The 17,240-nt window shown below is 70.3% G+C and carries 16 protein-coding genes and 1 pseudogene; 12 read left to right on the top strand and 5 right to left on the bottom strand.

Features of this window, described 5'->3' with window-relative positions:
• Positions 1-71: 71 nt before the first annotated feature.
• The 3 genes and pseudogenes from RM1_RS11295 (at position 72) to RM1_RS26780 (ending at position 2,098) form a co-directional block, all read left to right on the top strand.
• Positions 72-1,370: a citrate synthase gene (locus RM1_RS11295; RefSeq protein ID WP_072751445.1), complete on the top strand. Its 1,299-nt coding sequence runs from the start codon at positions 72-74 to the stop codon at positions 1,368-1,370.
• 5 nt (positions 1,371-1,375) lie between these two features.
• A pseudogene (locus tag RM1_RS26785) lies at positions 1,376-1,726 on the top strand (FKBP-type peptidyl-prolyl cis-trans isomerase); the annotation flags it as partial.
• A 30-nt stretch (positions 1,727-1,756) separates the two neighbouring features.
• Positions 1,757-2,098, top strand: a complete 342-nt coding sequence (locus RM1_RS26780) for an FKBP-type peptidyl-prolyl cis-trans isomerase (protein WP_245816252.1) — start codon at positions 1,757-1,759, stop codon at positions 2,096-2,098.
• 57 nt (positions 2,099-2,155) lie between these two features.
• On the opposite strand, the gene RM1_RS11285 is transcribed toward RM1_RS26780, so the two are convergent.
• From RM1_RS11285 to RM1_RS11275, 3 genes are all read right to left on the bottom strand, one after another.
• Complete coding sequence (locus RM1_RS11285) at positions 2,156-2,563, bottom strand: hypothetical protein (protein ID WP_072751443.1); 408 nt, start codon at positions 2,561-2,563, stop codon at positions 2,156-2,158.
• Between the two features lie 109 nt (positions 2,564-2,672).
• Positions 2,673-3,995 carry a sensor histidine kinase gene (locus tag RM1_RS11280; RefSeq protein ID WP_245816234.1) on the bottom strand — a complete coding sequence of 441 codons (1,323 nt, stop codon included), beginning with the start codon at positions 3,993-3,995 and terminating at the stop codon, positions 2,673-2,675.
• Positions 3,992-4,702: a response regulator transcription factor gene (locus tag RM1_RS11275; protein ID WP_072751543.1), complete on the bottom strand. Its 711-nt coding sequence runs from the start codon at positions 4,700-4,702 to the stop codon at positions 3,992-3,994. Before RM1_RS11275 ends, RM1_RS11280 begins: the two co-directional genes overlap by 4 nt.
• A 39-nt stretch (positions 4,703-4,741) precedes the next feature.
• On the opposite strand from RM1_RS11275, the gene RM1_RS11270 reads away from it, so the two are divergent.
• Genes RM1_RS11270 through RM1_RS11260 form a run of 3 tightly spaced genes read left to right on the top strand, consistent with a single transcriptional unit; the run spans position 4,742 to position 8,925 of the window.
• The gene (locus RM1_RS11270) at positions 4,742-6,073 is read left to right on the top strand and encodes a cryptochrome/photolyase family protein (protein WP_072751442.1); all 1,332 of its coding nucleotides are present in this window, start codon (positions 4,742-4,744) and stop codon (positions 6,071-6,073) included.
• 9 nt (positions 6,074-6,082) lie between these two features.
• Positions 6,083-7,447 carry a TIGR01777 family oxidoreductase gene (locus RM1_RS11265; protein ID WP_072751441.1) on the top strand — a complete coding sequence of 455 codons (1,365 nt, stop codon included), beginning with the start codon at positions 6,083-6,085 and terminating at the stop codon, positions 7,445-7,447.
• Complete coding sequence (locus RM1_RS11260) at positions 7,444-8,925, top strand: SDR family oxidoreductase (RefSeq protein ID WP_072751440.1); 1,482 nt, start codon at positions 7,444-7,446, stop codon at positions 8,923-8,925. The genes RM1_RS11265 and RM1_RS11260 overlap by 4 nt, the downstream gene beginning before the upstream one ends.
• 16 nt (positions 8,926-8,941) lie before the next feature.
• Here the strand turns inward: RM1_RS11260 and RM1_RS11255 are convergent, their stop codons facing one another.
• The gene (locus tag RM1_RS11255) at positions 8,942-9,535 is read right to left on the bottom strand and encodes a lipocalin family protein (RefSeq protein ID WP_072751439.1); all 594 of its coding nucleotides are present in this window, start codon (positions 9,533-9,535) and stop codon (positions 8,942-8,944) included.
• An 83-nt stretch (positions 9,536-9,618) separates the two neighbouring features.
• On the opposite strand from RM1_RS11255, the gene RM1_RS11250 reads away from it, so the two are divergent.
• The 4 genes from RM1_RS11250 to RM1_RS11235 are packed head-to-tail and all read left to right on the top strand — an operon-like array spanning position 9,619 to position 13,746.
• Positions 9,619-10,947 (top strand): NAD(P)/FAD-dependent oxidoreductase, encoded by a 1,329-nt coding sequence (locus RM1_RS11250; protein WP_072751438.1) that lies wholly within the window; start codon positions 9,619-9,621, stop codon positions 10,945-10,947.
• Positions 10,902-11,678, top strand: a complete 777-nt coding sequence (locus RM1_RS11245) for a DUF1365 domain-containing protein (RefSeq protein ID WP_072751437.1) — start codon at positions 10,902-10,904, stop codon at positions 11,676-11,678. The genes RM1_RS11250 and RM1_RS11245 overlap by 46 nt, the downstream gene beginning before the upstream one ends.
• An 11-nt stretch (positions 11,679-11,689) precedes the next feature.
• The gene (locus tag RM1_RS11240) at positions 11,690-12,946 is read left to right on the top strand and encodes a class I SAM-dependent methyltransferase (RefSeq protein ID WP_245816232.1); all 1,257 of its coding nucleotides are present in this window, start codon (positions 11,690-11,692) and stop codon (positions 12,944-12,946) included.
• Complete coding sequence (locus tag RM1_RS11235) at positions 12,943-13,746, top strand: DUF1295 domain-containing protein (protein WP_072751435.1); 804 nt, start codon at positions 12,943-12,945, stop codon at positions 13,744-13,746. The genes RM1_RS11240 and RM1_RS11235 overlap by 4 nt, the downstream gene beginning before the upstream one ends.
• On the opposite strand, the gene RM1_RS11230 is transcribed toward RM1_RS11235, so the two are convergent.
• Positions 13,743-15,629: a propionyl-CoA synthetase gene (locus RM1_RS11230; protein WP_072751434.1), complete on the bottom strand. Its 1,887-nt coding sequence runs from the start codon at positions 15,627-15,629 to the stop codon at positions 13,743-13,745. The genes RM1_RS11235 and RM1_RS11230 overlap by 4 nt on opposite strands.
• A gap of 186 nt (positions 15,630-15,815) precedes the next feature.
• Here RM1_RS11230 and RM1_RS11225 point away from each other — a divergent pair, with 186 nt between their 5' ends.
• Positions 15,816-16,493 carry a GOLPH3/VPS74 family protein gene (locus RM1_RS11225; protein WP_072751433.1) on the top strand — a complete coding sequence of 226 codons (678 nt, stop codon included), beginning with the start codon at positions 15,816-15,818 and terminating at the stop codon, positions 16,491-16,493.
• On the top strand, positions 16,493-17,240 hold a 748-nt coding region (locus RM1_RS11220), incomplete at its 3' end, for an SDR family oxidoreductase (protein WP_072751432.1). The genes RM1_RS11225 and RM1_RS11220, both read left to right, overlap by 1 nt.

Below are 17,240 nucleotides of genomic sequence, written 5' to 3'. Positions count from 1 at the left end.
GGCGTAACAGAGACTAGGTTCTATCCGACTGATAGTGCTACTCGCTGATCCGAGTTTGAGAGGGATCCTTCGTGCCCGCTGCCGATGACACCACACCGACGCTCAGCTACCCCGGTGGCGAACATGCGATGACGATTGCCCGAGCAACTGAGGGCAATGACGGCATCGAGCTGGGCAAGCTCCTGTCCGCGACCGGGTACACCACCCTGGATCCCGGATTCGTCAACACCGCCTCCACCAAGTCGGCGATCACCTACATCGACGGCGAAAAGGGAATCCTGCGTTACCGCGGCTACCCGATCGAGCAGCTCGCGGAGGGCTCGACCTTCCTCGAGGTCAGCTACCTGCTGATCTACGGCGAGCTGCCCTCGGTCGACGAGCTGGCCGCCTTCACGACCCGCATCCAGCGCCACACGCTGCTGCACGAGGACCTCAAGCGGTTCTTCGACGGCTTCCCGCGCAACGCGCACCCGATGCCGGTGCTGTCCTCCGCGGTCAACGCGCTGTCCGCGTACTACCAGGACTCGCTCGACCCCGACGATCCGGAGCAGGTGGAGCTGTCCACCACCCGTCTCCTCGCGAAGATGCCGACCATCGCGGCCTACGCGTACAAGAAGTCCGTCGGGCAGCCGTTCCTGTACCCGGACAACTCCCTCTCGCTCGTGGAGAACTTCCTGCGTATGACGTTCGGCTTCCCCGCCGAGCCGTACGAGGTCGATCCCGAGATCGCCAAGGCCCTCGACATGCTGCTGATCCTGCACGCGGATCACGAGCAGAACTGCTCCACCTCGACGGTCCGGATGGTCGGCTCGTCGGACGCGAACCTGTTCACGTCCGTCTCCGCCGGCATCAACGCGCTGTGGGGCCCGCTGCACGGCGGCGCCAACCAGGCCGTGCTCGAGATGCTCGACGAGATCAAGGCGAACGGCGGCGACGCCAAGGAGTTCGTCCGCAAGGTCAAGAACAAGGAAGACGGCGTGAAGCTCATGGGCTTCGGTCACCGCGTCTACCGCAACTACGACCCGCGCGCGGCCCTGGTCAAGAAGGCCGCGGACACCATCCTGAGCAAGCTCGGCGGCGACGACGAACTGCTCGACATCGCCAAGTCCCTCGAGGAGACGGCGCTCACCGATGACTACTTCATCGAGCGCAAGCTGTACCCGAACGTCGACTTCTACACCGGCCTGATCTACCGGGCGATGGGCTTCCCGACGCGCATGTTCACCGTGCTGTTCGCGATGGGCCGGCTGCCCGGCTGGATCGCGCACTGGCGCGAGATGCACGAGGACCCGGCCACCAAGATCGGCCGCCCGCGTCAGATCTACACCGGTTACACCGAGCGCAACTACATCGACCTTGGAAGCAGGTGACTCGGATGAGTGACGAGCCCGTGATCGAGTTCCAGGACGGCCCCCCGCCGACCGAGCTCGTGATCAAGGACATCACCGTCGGCGACGGTGCGGAGGCCACCCCCGGCGCCAAGGTCGAGGTCCACTACCTCGGGGTGGAGTTCGAGTCCGGCGAGGAGTTCGACTCCTCGTGGAGTCGGGGCGAGTCCATCAACTTCCCGCTGTCCGGCCTCATCGCCGGCTGGCAGGAGGGCATCCCCGGCATGAAGGTCGGTGGGCGCAGACAGCTCACCATCCCGCCCGAGCTGGCCTACGGTCCGGCAGGCGCCGGGCACCAGCTCTCGGGCAAGACCCTGGTCTTCGTCATCGACCTGCTCGATGTCGTGGTTCCGCCCGCCGCACCGGTCATCGAGCCCGCGACCGGCCCGGCCCCGGCCGAGCTGGTCATCGAGGACATCACCGTCGGCGACGGCGCGGAGGCGCAGCCCGGTGGAGTCGTCGACGTCCACTACCACGGCGTCGAGTACGACACGAACAAGGTGTTCGACTCCTCGTTCCAGCGGGGCGAGTCCGTGAAGTTCCCGCTCGGCCGGCTGATCCCCGGTTGGCAGGAGGGCATCCCCGGCATGAAGGTGGGCGGTCGCCGCAAGCTGACCGTGCCGCCGGAGCTCGCGTACGGTCCGGCCGGCTCGGGTCACCCGCTCGGCGGCAAGACCCTGGTCTTCGTCATCGACCTGCTGGACACCTAGTAGATCTTTGCCTCGGAGGGCCCCGTATCGCGTTGCGGTACGGGGCCTTTCGCGTACTCAGGGTTCGAGGACCAGGGGTACGTTCAGGACGCAGGTGATCCCGCCCGGCAGCTGGTAGCTGCCGCCGACCTGCCCGATGCCGAAGCCACCTGCCGCGGGGCCGGTTGTGACGATGATCGTCCTGATGTCGCCCGGATCGAGACTCACCGACGGTGTCGTGCCACCGGGGAACTGGAAGAAGTTCCTCACGATGATCCCGCCCAGACCGCTGGGGGTCTGTGCGTTGTGGATCTTGATGGTCCCCGTTGGGCCCGCGGCCACCGGTCCGCACGCGGGGTCGGTCCCGATCTGACCGCCCATCGGGGTGGCGGCGCCGGCAACCGGCGCGGCGAGCAGGCTGCCAGCGACGGCGGCTCCGGCGATCAGCAGTGCGGCGGGCGCACGGACATTTCTCCTGGTGAGCATTGCTCTTCCCTTCGCGAGTCGTCTAGGGATGAAGGCGACCGCCCGGTTCGGGGGGGGGCGTGCCGCCCACCATCGTTACTCGCTCAGGGGAGATCGCACATCCCCCGGCTCACGGCCGGTAGGGGAACTCCAGTACCAATCGGGCCCCGCCCAGGCCGCTGACCTCGAAATACGCGCGGCCGCCGTGCAGCTGCGCCTGCTGCGCCACGAGCGCGAGGCCGAGCCCGGAGCCGCCCTTGCTGGCGCCGGTGCCGCGGTAGAAGCGCGCGAAGACCGCCTCACGCTCGGCCTCGGGCACCCCGGCGCCGTCGTCGTCGACGGTGATCGTGACGGTGTCAGGGGACGTGCGGCGGGCGGCGAGGACCACGGTCGTGGCGCCGCCGTGCCGGATCGCGTTGGCGATGGCGTTGTCCAGTGCCAGCCGCAGGCCGGCTGGCAGGCCCCGGATCACCAGTGAGGGCTCGGATTCGACCTGGACCTGCACGTCCGGGTGGTGCCGCCGCGCGTCCTGGGCGGCGAGGTCGCAGAGCTCGACGACATCGGTCGGGACGTGGTCGTCCTCGCTCGACAGTTCCCCGGACGCGAGGCGTTCGAGCGCGGACAGGGTGGCCTCGACGCGGCCCTGGGTCCTGGCCAGGTCGGCGAGGATCTCGGCCCGCTGTGATTCGTCGAGTTGGAGGGTGCTGAGCACCTCGATGTCGGTGCGCATCGCGGTCAGCGGGGTGCGCAGCTCGTGCGCGGAGACGGCGGAGAAGTCGCGTGCGGTGTCGAGTGCGGCGGTGGTCTGGGACTGGGCCTCGGCGATGCGCCGCAGCATGAGCTCGATGGCGTCGGCCAGTTCCTCGGCCTCGCGGACCCCCGACACCTTCGGCGGCGGGCCCTCGTGCGGGGGTCCGTCGCCGATCTGATGGGTGAGCTGCACGATCGGGCGGACGGCCCGGCCGCCGAAGATCCAGCCGAGCCCCGCAGCGGCGGCGATCGCGAGCAGCCCGGCCACCAGCACCCATTGCTGCTGCTCCGCGGTCACGTCCTTGGCCTCGGCGGCAGGCACCGCCAGCGAGACCGTCGTGTTCGTGCCGGCCACCGCCGTGGTGTTGACCCGGTACGCGGTGTGATCGACGTTCACCGTGGCGGCGCCCTCGGGCAGCTCGGGTAGCTGGGTGGGGGTGCTGGCGGCGAGTGTGCCGTCGTTTCGGATCGTGACGGCGAACGCGCCCGCGTCGCCGAACCTGGGCAGGAACATCGAGGCGGTGCCGATGTTGACGATCAGCACCCGTGCGGCGGTCTCCAGCCTGCGGTCGAGCTGGCTCATGTTGTTGCGGGAGATGGCGAGCGCGACGAAGACGCCGAGCAGCGCGACGATAATGGTGGCGCCGAGGGCGGTGGCGGCCGCCACCCGGACCCGCAGCGAGTACGAGTGCCCGCGCTTCACGGCATTTCCCGGAGCACGAACCCGACTCCGCGGACGGTGTGCAGGAGGCGGGGCGAGCCGTTCGATTCGAGCTTGCGTCGTAGGTAGCCGACGAACACGTCGACCACATTGGTGTCGGCGACGAAGTCGTAGCCCCACACGAGTTCGAGCAGCCGCTCCCGGCTCAGCACGACGCCGCTGTTGCGGGCGAGAATGGCCAGCAGCTCGAATTCTCTTTTGGTGAGCTCGATTTCGCGGTCGCCCTCATTGGCCCGCCTGCCCAGCAGGTCGACGGTCAACGGGCCGACGGTGATCGCGCCCTGCGGCGGCGCCGCCGCGACGGGCGGCGTCGTCCTGCGGCGCAGCATCGCGCGGATGCGGGCGACCAGTTCGGCGAGCACGAAGGGCTTGACGAGGTAGTCGTCGGCGCCCGCCTCGAGCCCCGACACCCGGTCGTCGACCGAGGCGCGGGCGCTGAGCACGCAGATCGGGATGTCGTTGCCCATCGCACGCAGCGCCGTGACGACGCTCGCGCCGTCGAGAACCGGCATGTTCATGTCGAGGACGATGGCGTCGGGGGAGCGGTCCGCGACCACGCCGAGCGCCTCGGCCCCGTCCGACGCGGTCAGGATCGTGAAGCCGGACAGGCGCAGGCCCCGTCGCAGGGAGACGAGTACGTCCTCGTCGTCATCCACGACGAGGACGGTGGCGTTGGCGGGTTCGGTCACCACGCCATTGTGCCGTGCCCTCGGTGTAGAAATGCAGGCATGGGCCCAGCGATCGTGTGGTTCCGGCGAGACCTGCGCACCGGCGACCTCCCGACGCTGTCGGCGGCCGCCGGGGACGAGGTGCTCGGGCTGTTCGTGCTCGACGAGGCGTTGCTGCGACCGTCGGGAGCCGCGCGCCGCGACTTCCTCTACGGCAGCCTGGCGGCGCTCGACGAGGACCTCGGTGGCCGGCTGTGTGTGGTCAGGGGCGACCCACGGGTCGTCGTGCCGCAGGTGGCGAGGGAGTTCGGCGCCGACACCGTGCACGTCAGCGCCGACTTCGGTCCGTATGGGCGTGACCGCGACGACGCGGTGGCGGGGGAGGTCGACCTCGTCCGTACCGGTTCGCCCTACGCGGTGGCGCCGGGCCGGGTGACGAAGGCCGACGGCGGCCCGTACCGGGTCTTCACCCCGTACTTCGGGCGCTGGCTCGACCACGGCTGGCGTGGGCCCGCGGAGACGTCCGCGCGCACGGTCTCGTGGCTGGATCCGGCGCTGTCGGCCCGGGTGCCGATTCCGCGGACCGGCCCCGCGAGCCGAGAGATGGCGGGGGAGCGGGCGGCGCTCGCCCGATGGGCGGAGTTCCTGGACGACGACCTGGCGGGCTACGACGCAGGCCGGGACCGGCCGGATCTCGACAGCACGAGCCGAATGTCGGTGTATCTCAAGTACGGATGCATTCACCCGCGCACGATGCTCGCCGATCTCGCCGGTCGGCCCGGCACCGGGCCCGCGGCGTTCCGGCGGCAGCTGGCCTGGCGCGATTTCTATGCCGACGTCCTGCACCACCGTCCCGAGACCGCGCGGCGCAACTACGACCCGCGCTTCGACGCGATGCGGTACGACAGCGGACCCGACGCGGACTCGGCGTGGTCGGCCTGGTGTACCGGCCGGACCGGGTACCCGATCGTCGACGCCGGGATGCGTCAGCTGCTGGCCGAGGGCTGGATGCACAACCGGGTCCGGATGATCGTCGCGTCCTTTCTCGTGAAGGACCTGCACCTGCCGTGGTGGCGCGGGGCCCGGTACTTCATGCGGCACCTGATCGACGGTGACCTGGCCTCGAACCAGCACGGCTGGCAGTGGACCGCAGGATCGGGAACCGATGCGGCCCCGTACTTTCGGGTGTTCAACCCGATCAGTCAGGGGAAGAAGTTCGACCCCGACGGTGACTACGTGCGCCGCTGGGTGCCGGAACTGCGCGGCATCGCCGGAGTCCGGGTACACACGTTGGAGGACGGTCGCCCGCGCGGCTACCCGGACCCGATCGTGGATCACGCCGTCGAGCGCGGGGAGGCGCTGGCCCGCTACGGCGAGCTGAAACGGGGTTAGGGTCGAACGATGGGCATCGTGTACTCGAGCGTGGTGGACACGCCCCGAGCCGCGGTCTTCGCCTGGTACGGCAGGCCGGGCGCCTTCACCCGGCTGTCACCGCCGTGGCAGCCGCTGCGGATCGTGTCGGAGGCGGATTCGCTCGCCACGGGAAGGGCGGTGCTCGCACTGCCGGCCGGCCTGCGCTGGGTCGCCCGCCACGACGGCGCCGCGTACGACCCGCCCCATCGTTTCGTCGACGAACTCGCAGCCGACGGGCTCGCGTCGCTCCCGGTCCTGGCCACCCTGTCCTGGAGGCACATTCACGATTTCACCGAGGTCACCGCGGGATCGACCCGGGTGATCGACCGGGTCGAGACCCCGGTGCCGGAGTTCCTGCTGCGGTCGACATTCGCCTACCGGCATCGCCAGCTGGCCGGTGACCTGGCCGCACACCGCTGGGCGAGCGAGCGGGGTGTCCGGCCCGCGGTGGTGGCAGTCACCGGGGCCTCCGGTCTCGTCGGCTCGGCGCTGACCGCGTTCCTGAGCACGGGCGGGCACCGGGTGATCCGCCTGGTGCGGCGCGCACCGCGGACGCGGGACGAACGACGGTGGGATCCCGCGGACCCCGCCGCGGACCTGTTGGCGGGCGTGGACGCCGTGGTGCACCTGGCGGGGGCGTCGATCGCCGGGCGATTCACCGCGGCGCACATGCGGGCGATCCGGGACAGCCGCGTCGGGCCGACCCGCCTGCTGGCCGGGCTCGCGGGCCGCACCGAGGGCGGTCCGCGGACCTTCGTGTCCGCCTCGGCGATCGGTTACTACGGATTCGATCGCGGCGACGAGCTCCTGTCCGAGGACAGCTCCCGCGGCGACGGGTTCCTCGCCGACGTGGTGGACGACTGGGAGGCGGCCACCGGGCCTGCGGAGGAGGCCGGGCTGAGGGTCGTCCGGGTGCGCACCGGGGTGGTGCAGTCCGCACGGGGCGGCACCCTCGCGCTGCTCCATCCGCTGTTCTCGGCGGGGTTGGGCGGACGGATCGGCGACGGCAGTCAGTGGCTGTCGTGGATCGGGCTCGACGACCTCGTGGACGTCTATCACCGGGTTCTGTTCGACGACTCTCTCCGCGGCCCGGTCAACGCGGTTGCGCCCGCCCCGGTCCGCAATGTCGACTACACACGAACCCTCGCGCGGGTGTTGCACCGTCCCGCGGTGCTGCCGGTCCCTGGCTTCGGTCCCCGCCTGCTGCTCGGCGAGCGGGGTGCCCGCGAGTTGGCCGAGGCCGATCAGCACGTGGTCCCGACGAGGCTCGCGCTCGCGGGGCACGGGTTCCGGCACCAGGAGCTCGAGTCCGTGCTGCGCCATCAGCTCGGCCGGACGATCGGCCCACCATGAGCGGCGCCCACGTCCTGGTCCTGGGCGCGACCGGCTACCTCGGCGGCCGATTGACCCCGCGGCTGCTCGCGGCAGGCCACCGGGTCAGGGCGCTGGTGCGTTCGCCGGACAAGCTGCACGACGTGCCGTGGGCGCCCGACGTGGAGGTCGTGCGCGGTGACCTGAACGATCCCGCATCGTTGGCGGGGGCGTTCACGGACATCGACGTCGTCTACTACCTCGTCCACTCGATGGGCACCAGCACCGAGTTCATCGAGACCGAGCGTCGCGGGGCGCTGAACGTGGCCGCGGCCGCGCGGTCCGCGGGCGTGGCGCGGATCGTCTACCTCGGTGGACTGCACCCGACCTCGTCCGACCTGTCGCCGCACCTGCGCTCCCGCAAGCAGGTCGGGCAGATCCTCGTCGACTCCGGCATCCCGACGATGGTGCTGCAGGCAGGCGTGGTCATCGGGTCCGGATCCGCGTCGTTCGAGATGATCCGGCACCTGACCAATCGGCTGCCGGTGATGACGACACCGAGGTGGGTGGACAACCGCATCCAACCGATCGCCGTCCGGGACGTCCTGTACTACCTGATCGCGGCGGCCGAGGCCCCGCTTCCGCGCAGCCGCAGTTACGACATCGGGGGACCGGACGTGATGCGCTATGGCGACATGATGAAGGTCTACGCGCAGGTCGCGGGCCTGGCGAACCGCCGCATCGTGGTGCTCCCGGTGCTGACACCGAGGCTGGCCGGCCTGTGGATCGGGCTCGTGACGCCGATCCCCGCCGCGCTGGGGCGGGCCCTGATCGAGTCGCTCCACAACGACGCCGTCATGGTCGAACACGGCATCGACGCGGTCATCCCGCCGCCCGAGGAGGGGCTGACCCCGTACCGGGACGCGGTGCGCCTGGCGCTCGGCCGCATCGAACGGGGGGAGGTGGAGACCACGTGGGCCAACGCGTCACCGGTGGGCGCACCCTCGGACCCGCTGCCGTCCGACCCGGACTGGGCCGGGGAGGTGGTCTACACCGACGAGCGCAGCAGGGTGTGCGAGGCGGACCAGTGGACGCTGTGGCAGGTGGTCGAGAGCATCGGCGGAGAGAACGGCTGGTACTCGTTCCCGCTCGCATGGGCGGTCCGCGGCTGGCTCGACCGATTGGTCGGGGGAGTCGGTCTGTCCCGCGGCCGCCGGGACGCGCGGCGGCTCCAGACCGGAGACGCACTGGATTTCTGGCGCGTGGAGAGGATCGAGCGCGGCAGCCTGCTGCGACTGCGGGCCGAGATGCGCGCGCCGGGAGGAGCGTGGCTCGAGTGGCGGGTTCATCCCGCCGCCGCAGGCACCGCCCGGCTCGATCAGCGGGCAGTCTTCTTTCCCCGTGGCCTCGCGGGGCGCGCCTACTGGTACGCGATCCTCCCGTTCCACGGGGTGATCTTCAAGGGCATGGTCAACAACATCGCGGGCGCCGCGGCTCGACAGCGCTCTCTCGTATCCTGAGCCAGCCCGGCGCCGGTCACACCGTGCACAGCGGACGGATGTCCTCGCGCCCTCCGGTCGCAGGCGAGGTGAGCAGCAGACACGAGTTGTACCCGCGGGATTCGACGACCGTGCGGATCTCGCGCCAGCGTTCCTCGGAGGCGGAAGCCGACCGCGACAGGACGAATCCGGAGAACCGGCCCGGGTCCCCGACCAACGCCCACGAATAGTCGTCGGCGATATGGCTCACGATGTAGTTCGTCGGTCCGTCCGGCGAGTCCTGGGTGGACACCCCGGGGAAGCTCACATGCAGCTGCGCCATGGTGGCTGGGTCGTTCACCCTGGCGTTGCCGACGATGCGGTTGTCGCCGCCCGCCCATGTGGTGCAGCTGTTCTCGACGCGCACGTTCTGCGCGTCGAGCGGCGTGTACGTGGCCTCGGTGTCGCGTGCACAGTTCAGGCTGAACGGCTGCGGCACCGCGGCGAGCTGATGCCACGTACCCAGGTAGCGCTGCACGTCGAGCGACGGGACCGGGGCCAGTGGTGCGGCGGCGGCGGGCGCCGCGAGGAGCACCACCGCGCCGGTTGCCAACAGGCCGCCGGCCGTGCGGATGAGCGATTTCCTCGTCATGTGAGGTGGTTCGTAGCGGACGGTCCTCCGGATTGGTCCGAGTCACCTCCCATCCGAACCCGGCCCTGCTCCGAAGCACTCCTATGGACAGCCTCTCCGCGGACCGGAACGTCGCCGTGATCGGTGGCGGCGTCGCCGGCCTGACCGCCGCGCACGTCCTGTCCCGTCGGGATCGCGTCACCCTGTACGAGGCCGACGACCGGCTCGGCGGGCACGCGCACACCCACACGGTGCACCTCGACACGGGGCAGTCGGTGTCACTGGACACCGGGTTCATCGTGCACAACGACCGGACGTATCCCACGCTGTGCCGACTGTTCGCCGAGCTCGGCGTCGCGACCCAGGAATCGGACATGTCGATGTCGATCCGGTCGGACGTCAACGGCCTCGAATATGCAGGCGCACTGGGCCTGGGTGGGCTGTTCCCGACCGCGGGCGCCCTGCGGCGTACGCGGCACTGGCGCATGCTGGCGGAGGTCACGAGGTTCCACCGGTCCGCCCGCCGCGTCCTCGGCGGGCCTGTCGACGGCCCCGACTCGGACGAGACACTCGCCGACTTCCTCGCCCGGCACCGCTTCAGCCGGTACTTCCTCGACCATTTCATGACGCCGCTGGTGGCGGCGGTGTGGTCCTGCGACCCCGCGCTGGCCGGCAGCTACCCGGCGCGGTATCTGTTCACCTTCCTCGACCACCACGGCATGCTGACCGTCTACGGTTCGGTGCCATGGCGGACCGTCACCGGTGGATCGTCGACCTACGTCGAGAAGATCACATCGCGGATCGACGAGGTGCTCACCGGCACGGCGGTGACACGGATCGATCGCCGCGACGGGGTGTGCGTGATCGACTCGACCGGCGAGGTGCGCTACTTCGACGCCGTCGTCGTCGCCGTGCACCCGCATCAGGCACTGGCGATGCTCGGGGGCCGCGCCTCCGCACTCGAGCGGTCCGTACTTGGCGCGATGCCCTACTCGACCAATCACGCTCAGCTGCACACCGATCAGTCCGTGCTGCCGCGGGCACGGCGGGCACGGGCCTCCTGGAACTACCTGATCCCCGAGCGTGGCGTCGGCCCGCACGGCGTCATCGTCACCTACGACCTGACCCGTTTGATGCGCATCGACTCGGTCACCGACCGCCGATTCCTCGTGACGCTGGGCGGATCGCACCTGGTGGACCCGGGGTCGGTGATCGCGGAGATGACCTACGAGCATCCGATCTACACACCGGAGTCCGTCGCAGCGCAGTCCCGTTTGGCGGACCTCGGCTCGGAGACTGTCGCGTTCGCAGGCGCCTATCACGGTTGGGGGTTCCACGAGGACGGGGCGATCTCCGGTGTGCGCGCAGCCGAACGGCTCGGCGGAGTGTGGGATACGGACGCGGCCGCAACGGTTCGGCAGGCAGCGCGGTGAACGGGTCCGCCGCCCTTTACCGGACAAGGATCCGGCACGTCCGAACCGAACCCGTCCACAACGCCTTCCGCTACCGCAGCTACAGCTGGTTCGTCGACCTCGACGCGCTGCCCCGCCTGCCGTGGTGGCTCCGGCCGTTCGCCGGATTCCGGGCGGAGGACCATCTCGAGGCAGGCGCGGGCCGAACCCTCAGGGGCCGCGTCGATGCCGTGCTGGCCGCGCACGACATCGACCTGCGGGGTGGGCAGATCACGGCGCTGATGAACGCGCGGGTCGTGGGCTACGTGTTCAACCCGTTGAGCCTGTTCTGGTGTCACGACACCGACGGTGACCTGCGCTGCGTGCTCGCCGAGGTGCACAACACCTACGGGGGCAGGCATTGCTACCTCGTCCGCACCGATCGGAACGGTCGCGCCGAGACCGACAAGCGGTTCTACGTCTCGCCGTTCAACGAGGTCGACGGCGTCTATTCGATGCGGCTGACGGAACCCGCCGACGTCCTGGACGTCCGTGTCGTGCTGCACCGGTACGGGCGGGCGCCGTTCGCCGCGACGATGCGCGGCCGCCGACGGCCCGCGACCACCGCGAACGTGGTGTGCGCACTCCTGGCGGCGCCGCTGGCCCCGCTGGTGGTCGCGGCGCGAATCAGAGTGCAGGGCATCAGGTTGTGGGCGCGCGGGGTACCCATCGCGCCCCGGCCCGCCACCGAGGAGAAGGAGAGGGCACCGTGACCGCGGAGAGGGTGAGAACCGACATTGACGACCGGATCTGGCCGGGCCTCGCGGATACACCCGCGGGGCCGCGCGCGCGATTTCTCGCGGCAGGGGCCGATCGACTGTTCCGCCGCGCGGCAGGTCGCCTCGAGATCCGCGTCGAGTACCCGGACGGCGCGATCGTCGGGGCGGGTGACCGCCGAGACATTCTGCCGCGCATGATCATCCGGAGACCGGACGCGTTCGCCGCGCGGCTCGCCGACGGCGGGCTGATCGGGTTCGGGGAGGCCTACATGGCGGGTGATTGGACCGCGCCGGACCTCGCCGCGGTGCTGACGGCCTTCGCCGCGGGCGTGGAGACGCTGGTCCCGCGCCCGCTGCAGCGGCTCCGCAGGCTGTTCGCCGCCGCGCAGCCCGCAGGCGAGCTCGGCACCGAACAGAACGCGCGGTCGAATGTCTCCCGACATTACGACCTGTCCAATGAACTGTTCGAGCTCTTCCTCGACGAGACGATGACCTACTCCGCCGCGTTGTTCGACGGGGGACAGATCGGCTGGGACCAGCTCGCGAATGCACAGCGCCGCAAGGTCGATCGGTTGCTCGACGCCGCGGGCGTCGGACCGGGCACCCGGCTGCTCGAGATCGGAACCGGGTGGGGGGAGCTCTGCATCCGCGCCGCGCGGCGGGGAGCCACGGTCCGCTCGGTCACGTTGTCGACGCAGCAGCAGGCACTGGCGCGCCGTCGCGTGGCCGAGGCCGGGCACGCCGACTCGGTGTGGATCGATCTGCTCGACTATCGCGCGGTCGAGGGCGAGTACGACGCGATCGTCTCGGTGGAGATGATCGAGGCGGTGGGCCATCGGTTCTGGGAGACGTACTTCGCCACGCTGGACCGACTGCTCGCACCGGACGGCACGGTGGCGTTGCAGGCGATCACGATGGCGCACGACCGGATGCTGGCCACCCGGGACACCTACACCTGGGTGCACAAGTACATCTTTCCTGGCGGTTGCCTGCCGTCGACGCAGGCGATCGAGGCCGTCACCTCGCGGCACACGACACTCCGGGTGCGGGAGCTGACGTCGATGGGTCTGCACTACGCGGAAACGCTGAGGCTGTGGAAGGAGCGGTTCGCCGCGCGCGGCGCCGAGGTCGCCGCGCTCGGATTCGACGAGATCTTCCGGCGGATGTGGCTGTTCTATCTCGCATACTCCGAGGCGGGGTTCCGTTCGGCCTACCTCGACGTCCAGCAGATCGTGCTCGACCGCGGGACCGGTCCGCGGTGAACGCCACCGGGCTCGCTGGTTTCGCCGCGGTCAGCGTCACCGGCCTGGTGGTGCTGGCGCTGCTGCAGGCCGGCACGTTCGCGATCGGCCGCAGGATCGGCCGCTACAACGTGGTCGATGTGTCCTGGGGCCTGGGCTTCGTCCTGGTTGCGGTGGTGGCTGCGACGATCGGCGGGGGAGACGTGACGCGCCGGATCCTGGTGGCGCTCTTGGTCGCGGTGTGGGGCCTGCGCCTGAGCTGGCACATGCACGCCAAGTCGAGGGGACGCGGCGAGGACCCCCGCTACGAGGAGCTGCTCGCCCGGTCGGCGGGTTCGCGCACCGCGGTGGTGGTTCGGAAGATCTTCCTCACCCAGGGAGCCGCCCAGTGGTTCGTGTCGGTGCCGCTGCAGCTGTCCGCGGTGCTCGGCGCCACCAGCGGCGCCGCGCGCGCGGTCCTCGGGCTCGGTGTGGCGGTGTGGCTCGTCGGATTCGCCTTCGAGGCCGTCGGGGACAGCCAACTGGCGCGCTTCAAGGCCGAGCCCGCCAACCGCGGCCGGGTCATGGACACCGGTCTGTGGGCATGGACCCGTCATCCGAACTACTTCGGTGACGCGTGCGTGTGGTGGGGGTTGTGGCTGGTGACCGCGAGCGTCTGGCCCGGGCCGCTCACCATCGCGTCGCCGCTTCTGATGACCTACTTCCTCGTGTATGCCACCGGTGCCAGGCTTCTCGAGAGATCGATGTCGCGGCGCCCGGGCTACGCCGAGTATCAGGCGCGCACCGGGTTCTTCTTCCCCCGCGTGCCCCGACCGTCCTAGGTGTCCCGTCCACCCAGCAATCGGGCCAGCGCGTCGAGCACCGCGGGGTCCTCGATGGTTGAGGGGACGGTGTACTCGTCGTGGTCGGCGATCTGTCGCATCGTCTTGCGCAGGATCTTCCCGGATCGGGTCTTGGGCAGCGCCTGCACGACGGTGACGTCGCGGAAGGTCGCGACGGCGCCGATCTGGTCGCGCACCATGGCCACCAGCTCCACCCGGAGCTGCTCCGGGTCGATGTCGGCGCCCGCCTTGAGCACGACGTATCCGCTCGGCCGCTGTCCCTTGAGTTCGTCCTTGATCCCGATCACCGCGCACTCGGCGACGGCGGCGTGCCCGGCCACGACGGCCTCCATGCTCCCGGTCGAGAGGCGGTGCCCCGCAACGTTGATGACGTCATCGCTGCGGCCGAGCACGTACACGTACCCGTCGGCGTCGATGTAGCCGGAGTCGCCGGTCAGGTAGTAGCCGGGGAAGGTCGCCAGGTAGGACTTGACGTACCGGTCCTCGTCGCGCCACAGCCCGGCCAGCGTGCCGGGCGGCATCGGCAGTTCGATGACGATGTTGCCCTCGGTGCCTGCCTGCACCGGCGCGCCCTCCCCGTCCAGGATCTCGACGTGATAGCCGGGCACCGGCACGGTGGGGGAGCCGGCCTTGATGGGCATCGGTTCGAGCCCGCGCAGGTTCGCGCAGATGGCCCAGCCGGTCTCGGTCTGCCACCAGTGGTCGATCACGGGGATGCCGAGCTTCGCGGTTGCCCACTCGTAGGTGTCGGGGTCGAGCCGCTCACCGGCCGCGAACAGCGTCTCGAGCGAGGAGATGTCGTACTGCGCAATCTCTTTCGCGTCGGGATCGACCTTGCGGATCGCCCGGATCGCGGTCGGCGCGGTGAACAGCGCGCGCACGCCGTGGTCGCCGATCACGCGCCAGAACGCGCCGGCGTCGGGGGTCCCGACCGGCTTGCCCTCGTAGAGCACCGTCGTCGCGCCGACCAGGAGCGGGCCGTAGACGATGTACGAGTGCCCGACGACCCAGCCGACGTCGGAGGCCGTCCACATCACCTGGCCGGGGCCGATGTCGTAGAGGTTGCGCATCGACCAGGCCAGCGCCACCGCGTGGCCGCCGTTGTCGCGGACCACGCCCTTCGGCTTTCCGGTGGTACCGGAGGTGTACAGGATGTAGAGCGGATCGGTCGCGGCGACCGACACGCAGCCTGCGGGCTCGGCGGCGGCGGCCGCGGCGTCCCAGTCCAGCCAGCCCGCGACATCGCTCGCCGAGCCCGGGATCTGCTCGCGGTCCTTCACGATCACGGTGCCGGGAGCGTTCGCGGTCAACCCGAGCGCTCGCTCCACGATCGGCAGGTACTCGATGGTCCGGCCCGGTTCGAGTCCGCCGGACGCGGTGATCAGGGCCTTCGGCTCGGCATCGTCGATGCGGGCGGCCAGCTCGGCGGCCGCGAAACCGCCGAACACCACGGAGTGGATCGCACCGATGCGGGCGCAGGCGAGCATCGCGATCGCGGCCTCCGGGATCATCGGCATGTACACGATCACCCGGTCGCCCGCCGTGACGCCCTGCGCGGCCAGCGCGCCTGCGAAACGCGATACCTCGTCGAGCAGCTCGGCGTAGCTGTAGGTGCGGGTGGTGCCCAGCATCGCGGAGTCGTAGATCAGCGCCGCCTGCTCGCCGCGGCCGGCGGCGACGTGCCGGTCGAGCGCGTTGAAGCAGGTGTTCAGCGTGGCACCGGGAAACCAGCGGTACATCGGGGCGTCGTCGGCATCGAGGGCGCGGGTTGGGGCGACATCCCAGTCGACCGCGTCGGCGGCATCGAGCCAGAAGCGTTCGGGCTGCTCGACGCTCTCACGGTAGGCCTCGGCGTAACTCATCGACTCGTGTCCTCTCAACGCTCCGCAGGTGTGACGCGCACTACAGGGTAGGTGACCGGGTCGGTGCGGCAGTGCGATTGGCTCCGCCGCGGACGTCGCCTGCGCCGGGCGGCAGCGAAGCGTCGGTGAACGGCGCTCGGGCCTCGAGCTACCGCCTGCCCCGTCGAGCCGACGTACCGTGGACGCATGACCTTGCTCGCCGAAGATCTGCTCCTGCTCCTGCTCGACGACGAATCCGGCAAGCCGTTGATCGGCAGCACCGCGCTGCCGAGGGCGTTGGCCGGGGCCGTGCTCCTCGAACTCGCGCTTGGTGGCGTGGTGCGCCCGGCCGGGGAGGGTGAGGAGGTGAAGAAGGGCAGGCTCGTGCTGAGCGATGACGCGCCGCCCGAGGACCCGATCCTCGCGGGCGCGGTCGCCCGGATCCGGGACTCGAAGCCGCTCAAGCCGGAGAGCGCCATCGAGAAGATCGACCAGCGGCTCCGCGAGGCGCTCGTCCAACGGATCGTCGACAGGGGCTGGGTCCGCGAGTCGAACGGGCGTCTGCTCGGGATCTTCCCGACCACGGTGTGGCCCGCGGTCGACGAGAGCCACGAGCGTGCGGTCCGCGACGAGCTGGGCGCGGCCCTGATGGACGGCGCCACCCCGACCGAGCGGACCGCCGCACTGATCTCGCTGCTCTCCGCCGTCGATGCGGCGCCCAAGGTCATCCCGGACGGTGACCGTCGCGCAATCAAGAAGCGGGCCAAGGAGATCGCCGACGGTGAGTGGGCGGGGGCCGCTGTCCGCAGGACGGTCGAGGCCGTGAACGCCGCGATCATGGTCGCGGTGATCATCCCCGCGACCGCGGCGGGCGGAACCTCCTGATGCGCGGCAAGGTCGCGCTGGTCGCGGGTGCGACCAGGGGCGCGGGGCGCGGGATCGCCGCCGCGCTCGGTGCGGCGGGCGCCACCGTCTACATCACCGGCCGCACCAGCGGGTCGCAGCGGTCGGAGATGAACCGGCAGGAGACGATCGAGGAGACGGCGGCCCTCGTGGACGCGGCAGGCGGTCGCGGGATCCCGGTCCGGGTCGACCATCTGGTGCCCGAGGAGGTGGGCACGCTGGTCGAGCGGATCCGGGCCGAGCAGGGCGCCCTGCACGTGCTGGTCAACGACATCTGGGGAGCCACCGAGATGGAGTGGGACAAGACGGTGTGGGAGTCGTCCCTCGACGTGGGGCTGCGGTACCTGCGGCTCGGCGTCGACACCCACGCCATCACCAGCCATTTCGCGATCCCGCTCCTCCTGGAGACCCCCGGTGGCCTGGTCGTCGAGGTGACCGACGGGACCGACGAGTACAACGCCGCCAACTATCGGGTGTCGTTCTTCTACGACCTGGCCAAGGCCGCGGTCAGCCGGATGGCGTTCGCGCTTGCCCACGAGCTGGGCCCGCGCGGTGCGACCGCGGTCCTGGTCACGCCTGGCTGGCTGCGGTCGGAGATGATGCTGGACAACTTCGGTGTCACCGAGTCGAATTGGCGCGACGCCACCGAGCGGATCCCGCATTTCGCCATCTCGGAGAGCCCGACCTATGTGGGCCGGGCTGTGGCGGCACTCGCGCAGGATCCCGACG

Source organism: Rhodococcus maanshanensis NBRC 100610 (assembly GCF_001894865.1).
GTDB lineage: Bacteria > Actinomycetota > Actinomycetes > Mycobacteriales > Mycobacteriaceae > Rhodococcus_G > Rhodococcus_G maanshanensis.
Note: the sequence above shows the minus strand (reverse complement) of the source record. Positions and strands in the feature narration are given on the sequence as shown.